The organism is Halostella salina, from assembly GCF_003675855.1.
Classification (GTDB): domain Archaea; phylum Halobacteriota; class Halobacteria; order Halobacteriales; family Natronoarchaeaceae; genus Halostella; species Halostella salina.
The window spans coordinates 61,998-81,534 of sequence record NZ_RCIH01000011.1; the positions used below are offsets into that span (position 1 = coordinate 61,998).

19 protein-coding genes and 1 pseudogene are annotated in these 19,537 nt (G+C 69.0%); 10 read left to right on the forward strand and 10 right to left on the reverse strand.

What is annotated here, in order from left to right:
• Window positions 1–107: 107 nt before the first annotated feature.
• Window positions 108–941: an MBL fold metallo-hydrolase gene (locus tag D8896_RS18140; protein WP_121823520.1), complete on the reverse strand. Its 834-nt coding sequence runs from the start codon at window positions 939–941 to the stop codon at window positions 108–110.
• A gap of 69 nt (window positions 942–1,010) precedes the next feature.
• Window positions 1,011–1,680: pseudogene (locus tag D8896_RS18145) on the reverse strand (sulfite oxidase-like oxidoreductase).
• Between the two features lie 113 nt (window positions 1,681–1,793).
• Between D8896_RS18145 and D8896_RS18150 the strand changes: the two are divergent.
• Window positions 1,794–2,090 carry a hypothetical protein gene (locus D8896_RS18150; RefSeq protein WP_121823522.1) on the forward strand — a complete coding sequence of 99 codons (297 nt, stop codon included), beginning with the start codon at window positions 1,794–1,796 and terminating at the stop codon, window positions 2,088–2,090.
• Window positions 2,091–2,252: 162 nt separating this feature from the next.
• Window positions 2,253–2,468, forward strand: a complete 216-nt coding sequence (locus D8896_RS18155) for a DUF7120 family protein (RefSeq protein WP_121823523.1) — start codon at window positions 2,253–2,255, stop codon at window positions 2,466–2,468.
• Window positions 2,469–2,516: 48 nt separating this feature from the next.
• Here the strand turns inward: D8896_RS18155 and D8896_RS18160 are convergent, their stop codons facing one another.
• Window positions 2,517–6,974, reverse strand: coding sequence for a glycoside hydrolase family 15 protein (locus D8896_RS18160; protein ID WP_121823524.1), 4,458 nt, complete (start codon window positions 6,972–6,974; stop codon window positions 2,517–2,519).
• Window positions 6,975–7,101: 127 nt separating this feature from the next.
• On the opposite strand from D8896_RS18160, the gene D8896_RS18165 reads away from it, so the two are divergent.
• Both D8896_RS18165 and crcB read left to right on the forward strand, forming a co-directional pair.
• On the forward strand, window positions 7,102–7,488 hold the full coding sequence (locus tag D8896_RS18165) for a fluoride efflux transporter FluC (protein WP_121823525.1): 387 nt from the start codon (window positions 7,102–7,104) through the stop codon (window positions 7,486–7,488).
• Window positions 7,485–7,862, forward strand: a complete 378-nt coding sequence (gene crcB, locus D8896_RS18170) for a fluoride efflux transporter CrcB (RefSeq protein WP_121823526.1) — start codon at window positions 7,485–7,487, stop codon at window positions 7,860–7,862. Before D8896_RS18165 ends, crcB begins: the two co-directional genes overlap by 4 nt.
• Here the strand turns inward: crcB and D8896_RS19665 are convergent, their stop codons facing one another.
• Window positions 7,863–8,018 carry a DUF7550 family protein gene (locus tag D8896_RS19665; RefSeq protein WP_162991646.1) on the reverse strand — a complete coding sequence of 52 codons (156 nt, stop codon included), beginning with the start codon at window positions 8,016–8,018 and terminating at the stop codon, window positions 7,863–7,865.
• A gap of 163 nt (window positions 8,019–8,181) precedes the next feature.
• Here D8896_RS19665 and D8896_RS18175 point away from each other — a divergent pair, with 163 nt between their 5' ends.
• A complete protein-coding gene (locus D8896_RS18175; RefSeq protein ID WP_121823527.1) occupies window positions 8,182–9,852 on the forward strand; it encodes a glycoside hydrolase family 13 protein in 1,671 nt (556 codons plus the stop codon).
• Window positions 9,853–9,864: 12 nt separating this feature from the next.
• On the opposite strand, the gene D8896_RS18180 is transcribed toward D8896_RS18175, so the two are convergent.
• Window positions 9,865–11,085 carry an AI-2E family transporter gene (locus tag D8896_RS18180; RefSeq protein ID WP_121823528.1) on the reverse strand — a complete coding sequence of 407 codons (1,221 nt, stop codon included), beginning with the start codon at window positions 11,083–11,085 and terminating at the stop codon, window positions 9,865–9,867.
• A 145-nt stretch (window positions 11,086–11,230) separates the two neighbouring features.
• Between D8896_RS18180 and hisF the strand changes: the two genes are divergently transcribed.
• Together hisF and D8896_RS18190 are read left to right on the forward strand one after the other, a co-directional pair.
• A complete protein-coding gene (hisF, locus tag D8896_RS18185) occupies window positions 11,231–12,043 on the forward strand; it encodes an imidazole glycerol phosphate synthase subunit HisF (RefSeq protein WP_121823529.1) in 813 nt (270 codons plus the stop codon).
• A 78-nt stretch (window positions 12,044–12,121) separates the two neighbouring features.
• Window positions 12,122–12,949, forward strand: coding sequence for a hypothetical protein (locus tag D8896_RS18190; RefSeq protein ID WP_121823530.1), 828 nt, complete (start codon window positions 12,122–12,124; stop codon window positions 12,947–12,949).
• Here the strand turns inward: D8896_RS18190 and D8896_RS18195 are convergent.
• A complete protein-coding gene (locus D8896_RS18195) occupies window positions 12,946–13,230 on the reverse strand; it encodes a DNA-directed RNA polymerase subunit L (RefSeq protein ID WP_121823531.1) in 285 nt (94 codons plus the stop codon). The genes D8896_RS18190 and D8896_RS18195 overlap by 4 nt on opposite strands.
• Before the next feature lie 89 nt (window positions 13,231–13,319).
• On the opposite strand from D8896_RS18195, the gene D8896_RS18200 reads away from it, so the two are divergent.
• Together D8896_RS18200 and D8896_RS18205 are read left to right on the forward strand one after the other, a co-directional pair.
• Window positions 13,320–14,957, forward strand: a complete 1,638-nt coding sequence (locus D8896_RS18200) for a rhomboid family intramembrane serine protease (protein ID WP_121823532.1) — start codon at window positions 13,320–13,322, stop codon at window positions 14,955–14,957.
• A 71-nt stretch (window positions 14,958–15,028) separates the two neighbouring features.
• A complete protein-coding gene (locus tag D8896_RS18205) occupies window positions 15,029–16,018 on the forward strand; it encodes an MBL fold metallo-hydrolase (protein ID WP_121823533.1) in 990 nt (329 codons plus the stop codon).
• A gap of 32 nt (window positions 16,019–16,050) precedes the next feature.
• Here the strand turns inward: D8896_RS18205 and D8896_RS18210 are convergent, their stop codons facing one another.
• Window positions 16,051–16,677 (reverse strand): METTL5 family protein, encoded by a 627-nt coding sequence (locus tag D8896_RS18210; RefSeq protein ID WP_121823534.1) that lies wholly within the window; start codon window positions 16,675–16,677, stop codon window positions 16,051–16,053.
• On the reverse strand, window positions 16,674–17,069 hold the full coding sequence (locus D8896_RS18215) for a hypothetical protein (protein ID WP_121823535.1): 396 nt from the start codon (window positions 17,067–17,069) through the stop codon (window positions 16,674–16,676). Before D8896_RS18215 ends, D8896_RS18210 begins: the two co-directional genes overlap by 4 nt.
• Window positions 17,070–17,239: 170 nt before the next feature.
• Between D8896_RS18215 and D8896_RS19670 the strand changes: the two genes are divergently transcribed.
• Window positions 17,240–17,416, forward strand: a complete 177-nt coding sequence (locus tag D8896_RS19670) for a hypothetical protein (RefSeq protein WP_162991647.1) — start codon at window positions 17,240–17,242, stop codon at window positions 17,414–17,416.
• A gap of 18 nt (window positions 17,417–17,434) precedes the next feature.
• Here D8896_RS19670 and D8896_RS18220 read toward each other — a convergent pair whose 3' ends face one another.
• Together D8896_RS18220 and D8896_RS18225 are read right to left on the reverse strand one after the other, a co-directional pair.
• Window positions 17,435–18,475 (reverse strand): disk-shape morphogenesis protein volactin, encoded by a 1,041-nt coding sequence (locus D8896_RS18220; RefSeq protein WP_121823536.1) that lies wholly within the window; start codon window positions 18,473–18,475, stop codon window positions 17,435–17,437.
• Window positions 18,476–18,605: 130 nt separating this feature from the next.
• The gene (locus tag D8896_RS18225) at window positions 18,606–19,508 is read right to left on the reverse strand and encodes a DUF7139 domain-containing protein (RefSeq protein ID WP_121823537.1); all 903 of its coding nucleotides are present in this window, start codon (window positions 19,506–19,508) and stop codon (window positions 18,606–18,608) included.
• Window positions 19,509–19,537 lie beyond the last annotated feature (29 nt).

Genomic DNA, 19,537 nt, shown 5'->3' on the forward strand with positions numbered 1-19,537 from the left:
AAATGGAACGGCGCGGATACGTTCCCGGCCCGAACGCGGACGGAGCGTCGCCGTGTGGCGGTCCGTCGAGTCGACGGTGTCGACAGCAACCTGAGATGGCAGTAATCCTACAGGTCGATCCGGTCGCCGATCTCGACGATCTCGAGGTCGGTCGGGTAGTCGAAGCTATTGGCGTGGTGGTGGAGCGCCGTCGGGTCCGCGGTGAGCCCCTTCCACATGTCCCAGTGGCTCGGCACCAGCCGGTCGATCCGGAGGTCGCTCGCGGCCTCGATGATTTGGTTCTCGTCGTTGTACCAGCGCGTTCGGACCGGCTCGCGGGTCTCCTTGTCCGGCACGTTGCCGACCGTCCCGAACGCGAGGATCCCCAGGTCGATATCGTGCGTCTCGCCGATCCGGGCGAACTCGTCGCTGGGCTTGGTGTCGCCGCCGTGGAACAGCGTGCCGGCGTCGTGTTCGAACACGTAGCTCACGGGGTGAGTCGCGTCGGGGTCGTGAGCCGGCTCGACGTGAACCGTGAACTCGCCGATCTCGACGGTGTCGCCCGCCGCGACTTCGGCGAACTGGTCGTCGTCGATGTCGTGGTCGGCCTGCCAGTCCTCGTCCTCGCGCGCGACGGCGAGGCTGTCGTCGGGGGCGTACAGCGTTGCGCCGGTCGTTTCGAGAATGGGGGCCTGGCTCGGTCCGTGAACGTGGTCGGTGTGTTCGTGCGTGGCGAGGACGGCGTCGGCCTCGGTCACGTCAGCCGGGTCGAACGGCACCGGGATCATCCGGATCGTCCGGGGCGGGTCGCCGAGACCGACGTACGGGTCGACGAACAGGGTCGTCCCCTCGCTGCCTTTCAGGACGAAGCCGTTGCAGCCGAGATACCAGACGGCGACGGTGTCAGGGTCGGCGTCCTCCACAGCACGGGGCAGCCAGTCGCCCCAGTCGCTCACTGTCATGTCTCTCACTCCCCACAGTACTCGCCTAAGCCTTGCGTTCGCGGCGGGACCGACCGTCCGCCGGCCGCGCTAGCTGTACCGCTCCTCGTTCCAGGGGTTCGCGGTGTCGGAGTAGCCGCGCTTCTCCCAGTAGCCTCGCTCCGGTTCAGTGAGGAACTCGACGCCGTTCACCCACTTCGACCCCTTGTAGGCGTACCGGTGTGGCGTGACGACGCGGAGCGGTCCGCCGTGCTCCCGCGGCAGGTCGTCGCCGTCGTACCCCCAGGCGAACAGCACCTCCTCGCGCATGCAGTCGTCGAGCGGGAGGTCCGTCGTGTAGTTGTCCATCCCGTGGAACATGACGTGGACGGCGTCGTCGCGGACGCCGGCGCGCTCGGCCAGCTCCGGGAACGTCACGCCGGTGAAGGCACAGTCGAACTTGCTCCAGCCGGTGACACAGTGGAAGTCCTGCCGCTGGGTCACGCTCGGCAGCTCGCGGAACTCCTCCCAGGAGAACGTCAGTTCCTCGTCGACGGCCCCGGTGACGGAAAACTCCCACGTCGCGGGGTCGAACTCGGGGGTACCGCTCTTCGAGAGCACCGGGAACTTCTCGGTCTTGCGCTGTCCCGGCGGCAGGCGGTCGTCGCCGAACTCCTCGTAGAGGTCCGTCACGTCGCTGGTCATACGCGGTCGATCGGTCGGGACGGTAGTAGGCGTGTCGACTCCGACGCGAGTAACGACGGATTACCGCCGGGGGCAGCCGGTTCCACCGTCTGAAACGCCGAGGAAGCGTTTCCTCGCTGCGCTAACCGCGGGATACCGTCGGACACGCGCTCAATAACAAAGTGCCGACTGGGCCTCGGTACAGAGGCGATGCTAGAGGAACAACGAGACCAGGAGGAGCGAACGGAACGGGTCGCCGAGGGAGCCGAGAGTACGGGCATGAGTCCGCTATCGTGGGCTGCGATCGGGTCGATAGGGCTGTCGTGGTACTACTTCTTCGCGCGTGACGACAAGCAGATGGGGCTGTTCGTCGGGCTGTGGCCGCCGACGTTTCTCGCGCTCGGGAGCTACTTCAAAATAAACGAGATCCAGGAGGAGGTAGAGCGGATCAGCCGTCCGGGCAGCACCATCCGCGACGCCGTGCAGGACGTGATGCGGAACCGGTGATCCGCCGCCGGAACAGTATAAGATACCCAATACGTATTTTTCACATCTGAAATTTGATTAGCCCTAACAGAACTTTTTGTTTCTGCTGATTGAATATTTTTGGCGAAGTGGCGCAATACCCCGTCAGAATTAAATACCCCTCCGCCGAAGTTCCACTATCCGATGCCGAAAGTAGAGATCAATATCCCCGAACATCTCGAGATGCAGGTCGCCCAGATGGTCGAACAGGGCGAGTTCGTGAACCGTGAGGAAGCAGTCGAGGAGTTGTTGTCGACGGGCATGAAGGCCTACAAGACGAGCGGCCCGATGGACGACGACCAGGACCACGGGCTCGAAGACGACGGCATGATGGGCCACGAAGACGAGTACGTCTTTTAACCGCTCTCCCACATCTCCGCTATCGTTTTTCCAGTCGGCCAGCGTCGGCTACGGCTCGAACCGCCGAACGCTCGTCCCGCCGGCGAACGGATCGTCGTGTGTCGCCGCAGCGACGGTGACGTGACCGTCGGCGGGAACCTCGAACTCGAACTCGCCGCCGTCGACGCGTTCCGCCACGGTTTCGCGTCGCGTCTTGCACGCGACGACGACGCCATCCGTCTCACCCGCGACCGTCACCGTGCCGCCGTCCGCGCGGTTGCCGGCAGGCTCCGCCGCGTTTCGGACCGTGACGGTCAGCGACGGTCCCGCGCCGCGGTCGCCCTCGGCGTAGCGCTCGCGGACCACCGTCGGCGTCTCGACCGGTTCGCCGGCGTCGACGCCGTGGGCCAGGCGGACGAACCCCGCCATGCTCCACGACAGCGGCGTCGCCGAGCCGGTTCCCTCGCCGAACGACCACCCGAACTCCGTGGGGAACTCGGCGTCCCACACCTGTTCCGGGATCATCCGCCCCGTGTTGCCGAAGCCCGCCATCGCCGACAGCAGGTCGGCCGGGTCGTCGCCGCCCTCGCGGCGGAGTTCGTACTCGCCGCGCTCGCCGGTGAAGATCGGCCACAGCCGACCCTTCCCCGCGTCGGTGATGTCCCAGTCGGCACCCTCCGGACCGGTCAGTAGCTCCCCGTAGCTGTCGCCGACGTACCGGTAGAAGCCGGGTCCGTGCGGCGTCTCGACCCGGATCGCGTCGTCGACTGCGACGACGGAGTTGCGGACCGTCTCGTCGTCGGCCGACTTGATCCCGAGCCGGACGAGTTCGAGGAAGCCGGCGTCGAGACAGTCGCGCTCGTCGAGGGTCGGCCCGTCGTTCGCGAGTTCCAGCGGGTCGGCGGCGTCCGGGTCCCCGTCGCGACTGACGCGGACGTAGTACGGCGGGTCGCGGTCGCCGGTCGGGTCGGCCGCAGCGGTCATCTCTTCGACCGACGCCGCCCACTCGTCCGCGACCGCGAGGTAGACCAGCGCGTCGCCGCGCTCGCCCGCGTCGGCGGCCAGATCGGCGGCACAGGCGAGGCTTGCTATCTCCGCGGCGATCGTCGACGGCGAGTAGCCTCGTTCCTCCTCCCAGCGCTCCTGCTCGGAGTCGGGACCGTTCCGGACGACGTAGTCGGCGGAGCGGGCCACGTCGTCGTAGCCGTAGGCGAGTTCGTCGAACGACACCCCGCGCCCGGCGAGCCGGTGGGCCATCACCGCCGGGAAGGCGACGTTGTCCAGCTGTTCGCCGCCCCAGCGGGTCCGGCCGTCGACGTACGTGTTCTGCGGGACGAACCCGTCATCGCGCTGCTGGTGCTCGTACACGTACTCCGTCGCTTCGCGGGCGCTCGCCACGTCGTCGACGGCGTCGAACGCCGTGAAGGCCTGGTACAGGTCCCGCGACCAGACGAAGTTGTAGCCGCGGCCGCGGTCCACGTCGGCGGACACCGACTCGCCCCACGGGACGCAGGGGCTGGCGACGCCAGCGCCCGGGTAGCGCTTGGACTCGACGGCCTTCAGCGTCATGAGCGCGGTCCGATACTGGTCCGCCAGCCCCTCGTTGCCCGCGACGCTGTCGGGAAGCGAGAGACCGTCGAGATACGCCCGCCACGTCGCGTCGTACTCCTCCCGAACGCCGTCGTAGCCGCGGTCGAGCGCCGCTCGGGCGGTCCGGAGAGCGTCGTCGTCGGCCGATCCGAAGCCGAGGGCCAGGGTTTCGGTTCGCTCCCCGACGCCCGCGGCGATCCGGCCGACTGCGACGACGTGCTCGTCGTCCAGTCGCTCCCGTTCCGCCGGGCGGTCGGTACCGGAGCACAGCGTGCGGAGCGCGTCGCTGCCGGCGGGTTCGACGGTCACCCAGTCGAAGCGTCCGCCCGCAGCGAGCGCCGCGGCCACGTCGACGTCGACGCCCCCGTCGTCGTGTCGCAGGACCGCGCCGCCGTCCGCCGACAGCGCGAGGGCATACCCGGCGTCGCCCGCCGCGTCCACGCGCCGACCGGCGTCGCCGCCGGCGCGGTTGCCGAGGTGGGCGTCGGCGACGGCGTACACGTCGTACTCGTTGCCGTCCTCGGCCGCGAACTCGACGTCGACGAGGACGGCGTCGTTCGCCGGGTCCGTCGCGTACTCGGCGGTCAGCGTCCACGCGTGGCCGCGGCCGTCGCCGGGTTCGGTCACGGTCTGCCGGAAGGCGAGCGAGCCGTCCGCCGCTGGCTCGGTCTCGCGGCGGAGCGTGTCCGCCCACCCGTCGGTCCGGCGCTCGTCGAAGGTGCGGGCGGCGTAGCCGCCGTCGGCGTCGACGACGAGGAAGTCGACGGTGCGCAGGTTCATCAGGTCGACCCGCGGGTAGCGCACCTCCGTCATCGCGCCCTCGGAGCACGCGAACCACACTTCGGACGGGTCGTCGGAGCCGTGGTCGGCGGCGGTGCCGAAGCCGTACGTCTCGCCGGTCGTCCAGACGCGGTCGTCGGTCGGGCCGGTCGGGACGCGATCCGAGGGCCGAGGGAGCGCGTCGCGGGCGTCGAGCATCGCCACGGCGCGCAGGCGGAGGGCGTGTGACCAGCCGAGCGGCGTCGCGCAGTCTAACGTCCCGTCGTCGAACACCTGCTCGGCGAGCAGGTCGGTCTCCGTCGTCAGCGGCCCGCCGGGCAGGAGCGGTTCGAGCAGTTCCGCGGCGCGGTCGAGGTAGCCATCGTCGCCGGTCAGGTCGGCGAGGTGTGCGAGCGCGACCGCGCCCCACCCCGTCGAGACGGACCAGATCTTCTCGCCGTCCTGGTCGGCGGTTCGCCAGTCGTCGCCCTCGAAGCGACGGAGGCCGCGGACGGACGAGCCGTCGGGGTCGTGCCAGAGGCCGTCGACCGTCGTCTCGACGTGCGAGGCGAGGCGGTCGACGCGCTCGTCGTCCACGCCGACGGCCTCGTCGTACGCGCGGTGGGCCTCGACCAGCGCGAACGTGCCGGAATCGAGTCGGTCGTCGAGTTCCCCGCGGTCCTCGCGGAGCGCGTAGACGCCGCGGTCGGGCACCCAGAGCCGGTCCAGCCCCTCGTACACCTTGCGGGCCCGCTTTCGGGCGCGCTCCCGGACCGCCCCGTCGACCGGCGCGAGCGCGAGCGACGCGTACGCCTGCAGAAACGTGGCCGCGGTGTGAGTAAAGCGACCGTCCATGTTCTCCCAGGCGTTCTGACAGCGGACCGGCAGCCCGTCCTCGGCCAGCGAGTCGTTCAGGCCGTCGAGCGCGTCGCCGAGCGCCTCGGCCACGCGCTCGTCCTCGCCGACCTCGCGCAGGTACTCCGCGAGGAAGGTGACGACGCTCGCGGTCTGGTCAGCCTGATAGTCCACGTCGTCGCCGTCCTCCAGTCTGGCGTTGGCCCACCCCGGCGCGAGGGAGGCGTCGCTCGGCCAGACGCGGTGGGGCCAGGTGCCGTCCTCGCGCTGGGTCTCACAGTAGAACGCGGCGCTCTTCGCGAGGTCGCCAACCGGGAGGTCGAGGTCGTCGCCCGCCGCGGCCACGTACCGGGTGACCTCGGCGTCGTCACGGAACCAGGTGTAGCCGTAGCCGCCGGAGTTGGCGTAGAACGGGTCGAAGTCGGGGCCGGCGATGTGTGCGCCGTTCTCCGCGGCGAGCAGGTCGAGTGTCCGCACGTCGTCGGCGACCACGGAGCCGAACGGCTGGTCGTCCGGGACGCGCACGGCGACGGCGTCGCGGGCGCTCGCGAGCAGCGCGTCGCGGTCGTCGTGGGCGTCGAGCGCGTCGGTGACGCGGTCGATAGCCTCGCCGCGGTCGACCTCGTCGCGGTCCGACAGCAGCGAGCAGAGCGTCGCAGCCGCCGTCCGGTCGCCCCGCTCCATCGGCGCGCGAAGGACGACGTTCGGCGTGAGGTTCCCCGTCTCGTACGGCCCGGCGTCGGAGTCGGTCGGGAACGGCGCGGGGTCGTCGTCGAGCAGGCCGGCGAAGCCAGCCTGCACGTCCCCACCAGCGTCGAACGCCGTCGACGCGCCGAGGAAGTCGGACTCGGTCCGGTGGAACGTCTCGACGGCGTCCTCGTGGAACAGCGTCCCGACTCGCGCGTCGACGCCGTCCGGGGCGAACGTCGCCACCGCCACGAGGGTCGGTTCGTCCGGTACGTCGCCGCGCAGTTCGACGCGCGTCAGGTGTCGCTCGTCCAGCGTCAGGTCGTACTGGTGGACGGCGTAGTCGCCGGCGTCCAGCACCGTCTCGACGAGCGCCGTCTCGCCGACGTAGCGCTGGCGGATGGGTTCCATATCGTCGAACCAGCGCACCGCGCCGTCGGACTCGACGCCGAACCGCGACCGTCGGATGCCGTACAGCCCGGAAAGTGGGTAGCCGTAGTCGCGGAGTCCGCCGTCCGGGTCGACGTGAACCAGTCGGTCCCCGTCGCCGGCGAAGGCCCCGGTCGTTCGGAGTTCCTCGGGGAACCGACCGCCCCTGTCGCGTTTGAACGCCTCGATGGCGACGCGAAGTTGCATGAGGATCACACGCTCAAGGGGCCGTATAAAGCTTGGTGTAATATTTTCACGCAGATTTTTTGAGCGTGCTGCGGGCACGCAGGCGGATTCGGAACCGGTTTCAGGTCGCCATGCGTCGCCCGGAGTGATGACTGATCGAGGACCGCTCGCGACCGTCGAGTCGCTGGCGCTCGTCGCGCTCGGGGGGTTCGCCGGCGCGAACGCGCGCTACGTCTCCGGCCTCGCCCTGCCGGTGCCGTGGGCGACGCTCTCGGTCAACGTCGTCGGGAGCGCGCTACTCGGCTTCGTCCTCTACGAGGAAGCGTATCTCGGCGCGTTCTCGCGGCAGTTCCGGGTCGCGCTCGGGACGGGGTTTCTCTCTTCGCTGACGACCTACAGCACCTTCGCCGTGGAGACGGCGTCGCTCTCGCCGGGGCTTGCGCTGGTAAACGTGCTCGGCAACTACGCGCTCGGCTTCGCGGGCGTCGCGCTCGGTCGGTGGGCGGCACTGTCCGTCGCGGGGGCTGCGAAATGACGAAGACGGCTTCGCTGGCGAGCGGCGTGAGTCCGGCGTACCTCGTCGGCGTCGGCGGCGTCCTCGGCGCGGTCGCTCGCCATCTGGTGTACGTCGGGCTGAAGGACGGCGACGACGTGCCGCGGGCGACCCTCGCCGTCAACGTCGTCGGCAGTTTCGCGCTCGGCGCGCTGACGGCGGCCGGAGTCGGGGAGTCGGCCGCCCTGCTGCTCGGGACGGGAGCCTGCGGCGCGTTCACGACGTTCTCGTCGTTCTCGGTGGAGACGGTACAGCTGTGGGACGCGGGGAACCGGCGGGCGGCGGCCGCGAACGCGGTCCTCAACCTGACGTGTTCGCTCGCGGCCGTCGCGCTCGGGTGGCTCGTCGCGGCCTGATCAGAGCAGGAGCGGCACCGCGAACGCCACCAGCAGGCCGACCGCCAGCACGGCGAAGCCGATGCCGACCTGCCGGTTGGTGTACGGGCTCTGGGGTGCGGTGCTCCGCCCGGCGTCCTCGTCCTCGGGCACGTCGGAGTCGTGGTCGCTCGTCATGGCCGGACGTTTCGCGCTGTGGAACTTATACTGTTTGCTCTCACTGTGTCCCGGTGATCGCCTGCACCGCCACCGGCGACTACCGTACGTGGGGAGACACTCTGAAAAACCCGAAGCACTCGCGGATGGACAGCGATAAGTCGCCGATGGAACGGATCGGCGTATGGACATCGAACGCGAGTGGTGGAAGGAGGCCGTCGTCTATCAGGTGTATCCGCGGAGCTTCAACGACACCGACGGCGACGGGGTCGGCGACCTCCGCGGCGTGATCGAGAAGGTGGACTACCTCGACGACCTGGGCGTCGACGTGGTGTGGCTGAATCCGGTGTACGAGTCGCCCGACGCCGACAACGGCTACGACATCGCGGACTACCGCTCCATCAAGGCGCAGTTCGGCACGATGGGCGACTGGGAGGAGTTGCTCGACGAACTCCACTCCCGGGACATGCGCCTCATCATGGACCTCGTCGTGAACCACACCTCCGACGAGCACGACTGGTTCGTCAGGTCCCGGGACCCGGAGAGCGAGTACCACGACTACTACTACTGGCGCGACGGGGATGGCGAGGACCCCCCGAACAACTGGCGCTCGTTCTTCTCCGGGTCGGCGTGGACGTACGACGAGGCGGTCGGCCAGTACTACCTCCACCTGTTCGACGAGAAGCAGCCGGACCTCAACTGGCGCAACGAGGCCGTCCGCGACGAGGTGTTCGAGATGATGAACTGGTGGCTGGAGAAGGGGATCGACGGCTTCCGGATGGACGTCATCAACCTCATCTCGAAGGCCGAGGGCCTGCCCAGCGGCGACCCGGACGAGGGGCTGCCGAGAGCCGAACACTACGTCAGCGGGCCGCGCTTCGGCGAGTACATGGCCGAGATGGACGAGCGCGTGCTCGCCGACCGCGACATCATGACCGTGGGGGAGATGATCGACGTGGACGCCGCCGAGGGCCGCGAGTACGTCGCCGGCGACGACGGCCTCGACATGCTGATCCACTTCGAGCACATGGGCGTCGACACCGGCGACGGGAAGTGGGACGTGACCGGGCTGGACCTGCTCGAACTGAAGGAGGTGATCTCGGCGTGGCAGAACGAACTCCACGGCGAGGGGTGGAACTGCCTCTACCTCTCGAACCACGACCAGCCCCGGCAGGTGTCGCGGTTCGGCGACGACGGCGAGTACCGCGTCGAGTCGGCCAAGATGCTCGCCACCTTCCTCCACACCCTGCAGGGGACCCCGTTCGTCTTCCAGGGCGAGGAGATCGGGATGACGAACAACGAGTTCGGGAGCGTCGACGAGTTCCGCGACGTGGAGTCGACCAACTTCGCGGAGCACGCCGTCGAGCGCGGCGAGTTCGACGAGGCGGACGAGGTGCTCCCGCTGCTGAACGACCGGAGCCGCGACCACGCCCGCACCCCGGTCCAGTGGACTGACGGCGAGCGAGCCGGGTTCACCGACGGCGAGCCGTGGATTCAGGTCAACGACAACCACGAGTCCGTCAACGTCGCGGCCGCTCGCGAGGACCCGGACTCCGTCTGGCACCACTACCGGGACCTCATCGACCTCCGCACGGAGCGCGACGTCGTGGTGTACGGCGACTACGACCTGCTCCTGCCCGACCACGAGGAAGTGTACGCGTTCACCCGAACGCTCGGCGACGAGCGCCTGCTGACCGTCTGTAACTTCTTCGACGGCGAGCCGACGTTCGAACTGCCCGACGAGGTCGAGTACGACGATGCCGACCTGCTCCTCGCGAACTACGACGACGCCGGCGACGATCCGGCCGCGTTCACGCTCCGGCCGTACGAGGCGCGGGTGTACGACCTGCACTGACTCGGGCCGGGCTCACTCGCCGTCCGCCGGGCTATCCCCGGAAGCCGCCCCTCCGTTCTCGGACGACGCGTCGGCAGCCTCGGTCCCATTCTGGCCGGCCGCGTCACTCGTCTCCGCGACCGATGCGCCGACCGAATCGCCCATCTCAACGTCTGACGTGAGCGGCTCCCCGTGGAGCAGTTCGGGGAGGACGACGCGGACCGCTTCCAGAATCAGGACGAACAGGATCGGCAGCAGGAAAAAGCCGTACCAGCCAAAGAGGACCGGGCCGAGGAGGTAGCCGAACAGCAGCATGGTCGTGTCGATCTTTCGACCCGTGATGTACGGCTGGAGGAACGTCTGCGGGAGGATGTCGAGGACCAGGAAGTAGGCGACCAGCACGCCGCCGACGAACGCGAGCGACGCGCCGTCGCCCCGGAACGCCTGCACCGCGAGGTAGGCGACCACCGGGAGATACACCACTTTCCCGACGACGAGCGGGATCAGGCTGGCGAACCCGGTCAGCACCGCGAGCGCGGGGACGACGGGGACGGCCAGCCCGCCGGGCGCGAGGAGGTTCGTCGCCCAGTACGCGACGCCGGCGATGACCGACATGGCGAGGACGAACAGGAAGTTGCCGAAGAAGACCGAGGAGAGGTCGGTGTCTACCGCCTCGGCGTAGGCGTACACCACGGTGTCGCGGCCGCCGAACAGCCGGACGAGCGCGTCGGAAAGCTCACCGTCGTTCGACAGGAGGAAGTGGGTCAGCGTCAGCGCCAGCCCGAGCAGCAGCGCGCCGCCGGCGACGGCCGACACCACGGTACGCCCGGCCTGAAGCACGGTCAGCAGCGTCCCCTGTGGGTCCGAGACGGCTTGCCGCGGGCTTCGGACGGCCGACAGCAGCGCCTCGCGCTGCTGCTCGGGGAGCGCGTCCAGCGCTCCGCCGACCGGCGGCCCGCCCGCGCCGCCGGTGACCCCCTGCACCGCGTTGAAGAGCTGGACCCCGATGTAGAGGAGCAGGCCGATCACTGGCAGCAGGACCGTCAGCACCGTCAGCGTGGCGGCTATCCCGTCGGAGTCGACCGCCGCGCTGATCCGCCGACAGATCGGGCGGGTCGCGTAGTAGCCGAAGACGCCGAGCGTCAGCAGCCCCACGAACGAGTAGGCGACGTACGCGGCGACGGCGGCGAGCGCGCTCACGAACAGCAACCACCCGAGGCGAGCGTGGTCGGACTGCAGTCCGTCGGTTCCCATACCGGCGGGACGACGGCCCCGGGGAAACGCGTCCGGGGTACCGCTCGGGGTTCCGACGGGTCGCCGGCGCGGCACCTGTCCGCGCGCATCCGACCGCCGGTGTCGAAACGGTCAAACGCCCCACGTGCGAAGGTCCCGGTAGTAAATGCTGACGAAGCGCATCATCCCCTGCATCGACGTGGACGTCGACGACGACGGGAACCCGGCGGTGTACACGGGGGTCAACTTCGAGGACCTCAAGTACACCGGCGACCCCGTCGAGATGGCCAAGCGGTACAACGAGGCGGGGGCCGACGAGTTCGTCTTCCTCGACATCACCGCCTCGGCGGACGGCCGCGAGACGATGCTCGGCGTCGTCGAGGACGTGGCCGACGAGGTGTTCATCCCCCTCACCGTGGGCGGCGGCATCCGCACCCGCGACGACGTGAAGGAGACGCTCCGGGCCGGCGCGGACAAGGTGTCGATAAACACCGGCGCGCTGGAACGGCCCGAACTGATCACCGAGGGCGCGGAGTCCTTTGGCAGCCAGTGCATCGTCATCAGCGTCGACGCGCGCCGGCGCTTCGACGAGGCCGGGGAACACTACGCGCAGGTCGACGGCGAGTCCTGCTGGTTCGAGTGCACCGTCAAGGGCGGCCGCGAGGGCACCGGCGTCGACGTGATCGAGTGGGCGCGCGAGGCCGAACGGCGCGGCGCGGGCGAACTGTTCGTCAACTCCATCGACGCCGACGGCACGAAGGAGGGGTACGACATCCCGCTGACGAAGGGCGTCTGCGACGCCGTCTCGACGCCCGTGATCGCCTCGTCGGGCTGTGGCGGCCCGGAGGACGCCCACGAGGTGTTCACCGAGGCGAACGCCGACGCGGCGCTCGCCGCCTCCATCTTCCACTTCGACGAGTACTCGATCCGGGAGGTCAAGGAGTACCTCGCGGAGCGGGACGTGCCGGTGCGGCTGTAACCCCGAGCGGGTGGGGCGAGCGAGATACCGACCGCCCGCCGGCAGCTTTTTCTCCGCGTCGCCGAACTGGTAACCAGAATGGAGTGGCGCTGCGAGTGGTGCGGGAAACCTCACGAGGAGAACGACCCGCCCTGCGACGAGTGCGGCCACGGGAAGTTCGAGGAGGCGGTCGTGCAGGTCCCCGAAACCGACGACGAGAACTCGATGCTGGTCTGGGTCTGCGAGGAGTGCGGCCGCAACCACCCGAAGAACTCGCCGCCGTGTAGCCGCTGTGGCCACATGCAGCTCCGGAAGGAGGTCCAGGAGTTCGACGAGTCGGAGCTACGGAGCGCCAGCTACCTCGACGTGGGCAAGGAGTACGTCGCGGCGGGCGTCGCGCTGGTCGCCGTCGTCGCGCTGGTCGCGGCGGGCGTGATCCCGGTGCCCGGCCTCGGCGGCCCCGACCTCGCCGACGTGCCCGGCGATGCGGAGTCGGCTGACGGGTTCGACCTGACGGCGGTCGAGTCGGGGATCGCTGACGGCATCAACGAGCGCCGCGCCGAGGACGGCGTCGGCGACCTCCGGAGCGGCGGGGACCTCGACGCGGTCGCCGAGCGCTACAACAAGCTCCGGGTCGGCCAGCGCTACGGCGACTACGAGGCCGAACGGCCGAGCGAGAGCTACCGGCAGGTCGGGTACGACTGCAGCCGCGAGCCGGTGACGCAGTCGGGCGTGATCCCGGCTCGGAACGACGAGCGGCCGCTCGAAACGTACGGGAGCGAGGACGAACTCGCGGCGACGGTCGTGATGGACTTCACGATGCGGTCCGACGGCGAGGGGCTGCTCGACGCCGACCGCGAGGCGGTGGGCGTCGACGTCCACGTCGCGCCGGACGGGGCGGTGTACGTGACCGTGACGGCGTGTTAGGCCGCGGCCTCGAACGCGTCGCGGAAGGAGGTCGTCTTCTCGGTGACGCGCTCGGTCGCCTGCTCCAGCGCGTCGAGCGGTTCGGTGCCGTCCTCGGTCTTGACGGTGAGGATCGGCTCGGTCTGGCCGCCGGACTGCTCGGGGTTGACGTCGTAGGTCGCGGCGGAGACGCCGTCGGTCTCCAGCAGCGCGCCCTTGAGGACGTTCATGAACGTGTGGTCCTCTCCACCGATCTCGATGGAGAGTTCGCCCTCGGTGTTGTCGATAACGCGGAGTTCCATGGGGTACGGTACTGCCGAGCGCCGTTTGTAGCTTACGAACCCCGCCCGCGAACAGCAGGCATATGTCGCACGGGTGCCTGTCGCCCGATATGTCGTCCCCCTGGGTCGCCGTGGTCGTCGGGGCACTGGTCGCGTCGGCCGCCGTCGCCTGGTTCACCGACGGTCGCCGCCGGCAGTTGCACGACCGGTTGCGGTCCCGACTGCTACTCGGCGTCCCGTGGGGAACTCTCGTCTCGGTCGCGTTCGTGCTCGCGGTGTATCTGCTCGTGCAGGGCGGCGTCGACCACTGGAACAACCCCGTCACGCTGCCGTTCCGCGCCTGGTCGTACCTCTACCCGCTCGGGGTCGTCACGGCCCCGTTCTCCCACGGCGGGCCGGGGCACCTGCTCGGCAACCTCGCCGGGACGCTCGTCCTCGCGCCGATCGTCGAGTACGCGTGGGGCCACTACCCCAGCGAGCGCGGCGCGGCGTCGTTCTCGTCGCTCCGGACGAACCCGTACGTCCGCGCGTTCGTCGTCTTCCCCGCGGCGGTCGTCGCCGTCGGCCTGCTCACCGGCGCGTTCGCGCTGGGGCCCGTGATCGGTTTTTCGGGCGTGGTGTTTGCCTTCGCCGGCTTCGCGCTGGTCCACTACCCGCTGACGACGGTGGTGGCGGCCCTCGGGGGGCAGGCGGTGCTCCAGCGCACGTACCGGGCGCTGCTTGACCCCGTGCTGACGGGGAGCGTCTCCGCGAGCGGGCCCTCGGCCCCCTGGTGGGCGCAGATCGCGATCCAGGGGCACGCGCTCGGCCTGCTGATCGGCATCCTGATCGGGGTCGCGGTGGCGCGGCGGCGCGACCGGAGTCCGAGTCCCACGCGGCTCTGGGCTGCCGTCGTCGCGTTCTCGGTTCCACAGGGGCTGTGGGCGGTGTACTGGTTCCGCGGGAACGGGGAGTACGTCCTCTATCAGGCGCTCGGGCTGGCGCTGGTCGCGGGGCTGGCGGTCATCGTCACCGTCGCAGTCACCGCCTCGGAGCGGCCGCTCCCGCGATCCGGCAGCGACCTGTCGCGCAGGCGCGTTGCGGCGGCCGTGTTGCTGGTCTCGCTGGCGGCGCTCGCCGGGCCGGCGGTCCCGACGAACGCGATGACCGTGGACGACGGTGCGACGCCGACCGAGGACGCGGTGACGGTGAACGGGTACACCGTCACGTACGCCGAGGACGTGCGCAACCGGATGATCCCGGCGGTCGACGTGTCGCTGTTCGGCGAGTCGACGAACGTGACGACGAGCGGGGTGATCGTCGTCAACGACGACCGGCACATCTGGACGCAGGCGGCGTCGAAACAGGCGCTCGCCTACGACGGGTTCGAGCGGATCCGCCTCGGCGGCGTCGGCTGGGACTCGACGGTCGACGCGCGCCGGGTCGGCTGGTCGGCCGTCGGCGGCGGGACGGCGTACAACGTCTGGCTCCGGGCCGACGGGGCGGCCCCCGAACACGTGTTCAACTCATCGCCGGCGAATGCGGAGCCACGCGTCGGCGGGACGAATGTCAGCGTCGTCGCCACCGAGCGGGGCGGGTTCGCCCTGCGGGTGACGGAGGGGGACCGCCTGCTCGCCAGGGAGCCGATGCCCTCGGCCAACGGGTCGGTGACGGTCGCCGGCGTGGCGTTCGCCCGCGACGACGACGCGCTGTTCGCGGTGGCGAACGGCACCCGCGTCCGGGTCGCTGAACGCGAGGGGTTCCGGTAGGCAGTCGGACGCCGGGAGCCGCCGCCGGAACAGTGATACTCTCGAAGGACGACGTTCGGGTAGTATCCGGAATGGAACGCATCATGTTGTCGAACTCGGCGTTCGAGGGGAACAACAACGCCTATCTCTTCGACGACGGACCGGAAACGGTCCTGCTCGACACCGGCGACTGGATGGAGGCGACGCGGACACAGCTAACGGACGCGCTCGACAGCCACGGGGTGTCGGTCGCGGACATCGACCGGATCTTGCTGACTCACTGGCACCACGACCACACCGGACTGGCCGGGGAGATCCAGGCGGCGAGCGGCGCTGACGTGTTCGTCCACGCCGAGGACGCCCCGCTGGTCGGCGGCGACGACGACGCGTGGGCTGCCTTCCACGACGCGCAGGAACGTTACTTCGAGGAGTGGGGGATCCCGGAGCCGAAACGGGCGGAACTCCGGGACCGGATGGTCGACCCCACGACGCTCGACGCGCCGGAGGTTACCCCGATGTCCGACGGCGATACCTTCACTGTCAACGGGCGCGACCTGCGCGTCGTCCACACGTCGGGCCACGCCGCAGGACTGTGTATGTTCGAGACGACGCTCGACGGATCCGACGTCGTGTTCACGGGGGATGCGCTGCTTCCCGAGTACACGCCGAACGTCGGCGGGGCCGACGTCCGGGTGCGGAAACCGCTGGAGAAATACCTCCGTGCCCTCCGTCGTATCGCGGACGCGGGGTACTCGCGGGCCTGGCCCGGACACCGCGACCCGATCGACGACCCGACTGCCCGCGCCGAACACATCGCCCGGCATCACGAGGAGCGCGCGTGGCGCGTCCTCACTGCGCTCGACGAGTCCGGGCCGCTCGACCCGTGGGCGGTCAGCGCCGAGCTGTTCGGGGAGCTATCCGGCATCCACATCCTCCACGGACCGGGGGAGGCGTACGCCCACCTCGAACATCTGGCGCGGACGGGCGCAGTGGTCGCGGAGCGACGCACGTATCGCATCGCCGAGCGCGCGAGCGACGCGCTGGACCGGCGCACGGACCAGCGGTGGGAGCTCGACGTTTAGAAACCCACGCCGAACGGGGACCCGACAACCACCTACTGCGCGGTCCAGTCGATCCGGAAGACCTCGGCGTCGATCGTCTCGCGGTCGGCGTCGTGGTGGTCGAACTGCCGGTCGAGTGCCAGCTCCGCCGCGAACGCCTCCGTCACCTCGCCGCCGGCGTCGGCGGCGAACGACTCGACGAACTCGCGGCTGCCCGCGTTGTGGACGGAGTAGGAGACGGCGGCGATCCCGGCGGCGGCTTCGAGGAACGCGCGGTCGGCGTGCTCGTTGCCGTCCTGCGCGCCGAACGGCGGGTTCATCACGACGGTGACGCCGTCGACCGACAGCGGCTGGTCGGTGGCGTCGCCCTGCACCCACCCCACGTCGGCGGAGGCGGCGACCTTGCGCTCGTTGTCCCGCGCCGTCCGGAGCGGCGACGGGTCGAGGTCGATGCCGACGACGCGCTCGGGACCGCGGAGCGCGGCGGCGAGTGCGAGCATCCCCGTCCCGGTCCCCAGATCGACGACGGTTCGGCCCTCCACGTCGCCGCGGAGGTCGGCGACGTGGATAATGGAGGCGGCGAGATCCGGCGGCGTGGGGTACTGTTCGAGGGCGGCGTCCGGATCGTCGAACCCCGTGACGACGCCGAGCTGGCGGGAGAGCGCGCTCCGGGTGCTCACAGCGCGATCGGGCCGTCGACTGACAGCGTCACGCCGTCGCGGCGGGCGCGCTCGGCACACGCTTCGAGCGCAGGCCGGACCTTCCGCTCGTCGGCCACCTCGTCGAAATCGACCGTGATGCGGGCGGCTCCGAGGAAGGCGGCGGCGCGGACGTAGCCGCGAACGCGGTCGATCTCCTCTTGAGTCGCGAGCGAGCAGTCCTCGTCGAAGCAGGCCTCGATACGCAGGTCGGCGGGGTGAAGCCCCTCCTCGCTCAGTTCGCGCTTGAGGTCGCGCAGGTACTCGGGCGCGGTCGAGTCGAGCGTGTCCGCGGGGATGCTCACGGGTTCGACGTTCGTCCGCTGACAGCTCTCGACGGCGTGTTCCACGTTCGGCGTCGGCGTCGTACTCATGGTATCAACCCATATCTACTGCGTATACAAAAAGCTTTGCTGATAACTATTGGTAATTAATAGTCCCCCGGATCGCTCCCGGACGCGCCGAACAACCTCCGCACGGTCAATTTACGCCGACAGACCGTTGAAAACGAGGTTATTAGTGACCGACGGCCGCAACGACAACTATGGACTGTCCACGGTGTGACGCCGAGGTGGAGCGGTACACGCTGGAGGGCCACGACGCGCAGGTGTGCGAGCGGTGTGGCTACGTCGGCGTCTCGGTCGAACACGAGAGCGAACCCGTCGAAGTCGAGTCCTGGCAGGACGCGTTCCGCAGGTTCAACGAAAAGAACGCCGAGTGAGTTGCGCTTCGACCCCGGTTACTCGTCGGCGGCGGCCGCTTCGGCCTCCGCGTCGTCCGCCGCGCCGCCCGCGTCGGGGTCTTCCTCGTCCGACCGCGCGGCGACTAGGCCGCCACGCGCGACGCTGTACAGCGGCTCGCTGGCGTGGGTCACGCCGCTGATCGAGAACGGGATGTTCGCGTCCTCGAGATGGTCACGGAACAGCTCCTCGAACCCGTCGGGGCTGGAGGTGCCGCCGGTGACGACGACGGGCACGTCGAGCCCCTCCTCGACGTCCTCCTCGTCGACCTCCTGGACGACGCGCTCGATGACGTAGTCGAGCAGGTTCTCGTAGTAGATCGACAGCGCGCCCTCGACTCCGCCCACGTCGGTGGTGAAGTCGAGTTCGAAGTCCTCCTCCTTGATGGAGGTGACCTTGTCGACGGGCGTGCCGGTCGCCTGCGCGGCCTGCTCGTCGACCCAGTCGCCGCCGCGGGCGACGGAGAACTTCATCACGGGCACCGCGTAGTACGACAGGCAGACGTTCGTCATGCCCGCGCCGAAGGAGATGCCGAGGCCGGTGAAGTTGTTGTCCGCGAGTTCGGAGTAGACGACTGCCATCCCCTCGTTGATCGGCTCGGCGTCGTACCCCATGTCGTCGAGGAACGACTCGATCGTCTTCTGGTGATACAGCGTCGAGAGGTCCGAGTCGATCGGGTCGGCCGGCGTCGAGAAGTAGAGCTTCTCGTTCGGGCGGTCGGGCTCGCCGACGACCTGCTCGATGATGAGCTTCATCATCGGGATCGCGGACTGCTCGTCGCTGGAGAGGATCCCGTGTTTCATCGGGCGGCGCGTCTCGCGGTTGAAGATGTTGGCGAAGTTCAGGGCGTCGTCGCCCACGACGTACACCGTATCGTCCTTCCGGATGTGGAGGACTTCGCTCCGGGAGAGCATCTGCTCCGCCATATCGGAGTACTCGATCTCGACGAAGGAGTTGCGCTGCTGTACGAACACCGTGTCGCTGCCGTCCTGCTGGGCCGACAGGATGTTCATCGTGCCGACGTCTAGGCCTTTGGCCATGGGTGATACAAGTCCACCCCCCGATAATAAATCTATGTGAAAAAACTCAAGAAATCGACTCCTATAATTTATTCGAGCGCCGAAAACCGCACCTATCTAAATAATCGAATATATCTATCTATTTTATATATTAGCTCAATCCGAGCTTGCTACGGAGCCGGGAGAGCAGCCCCGGCAGGCCGCCGTCGTCGGAACTCGACGCTTCGTCGTCCTCCCGCTTTTGCTGTCGGAGTTCGTTCAACTTCGCCGTCTGGTCGTCGACAGTAGATTCCGACGTTGCGGTTTTCTTCTCGCCGCCTTTCATCTGCCGGAGCCCCTGGACCTGCGAGTCGACGCCGGTCGACCGCGAGGTCTCGGCGTCTACGTCCATCCCGGACACGTCGATGTCGGCGTCGGTGTTGACCGAGATCTTCCGGCCCTCGTGTTTCTCGACGCCGCCCCACGACAGCTCCACGTCCTCCATCGCGCTCTCGATGTCGGACTCGATCTGCTCGTCGGAGATCGCCTCGCCGTCGTCGTCCTCGTCCTCGACCGGCTCGATGTCGCCGGGCTGGGGCTGGACCCGCGCGAGCTGGTGGGCGACCAGCGCCGCGCCGGTCGCGCCGACGACGACGGTCAGGCCGGTGGCGTACGCGGCGACGACCTCCAGCGTGTAGTCCGCGCCGTAGCCGTTCCAGTCGTCGGGGTACACGGCGTTGAAGCCGACCACTGCGGCGAGGTTGATCGCGCCGCCGACCGCGGCGGCGTACTGCGCCCGCTGCTCGACCGGCAGCAACACGACGATGCCGATCATCGCCGCCGGCAGCGACAGCATGCCGAGCGTGTAGGCCGGTCCCATCCGCGCGAAGTAGGCGGCCGTTCGCGGCTCCGCGGCGCTCCCCCAGAGGAACAGTACCAGTGCGATGACCCCCAGCGCGATCCCACCGAAGAACAGCCCGAACCCGAGGTAGACGTCCGTGCGGGCGTCCGGCTCCCCGATGTAGGTCCGGTACCACTCGAAGAGACGGTTGTCGGTTTCCTTACTTTCAACCATTATCGGAGGCATACTGAGGCCACTACTAT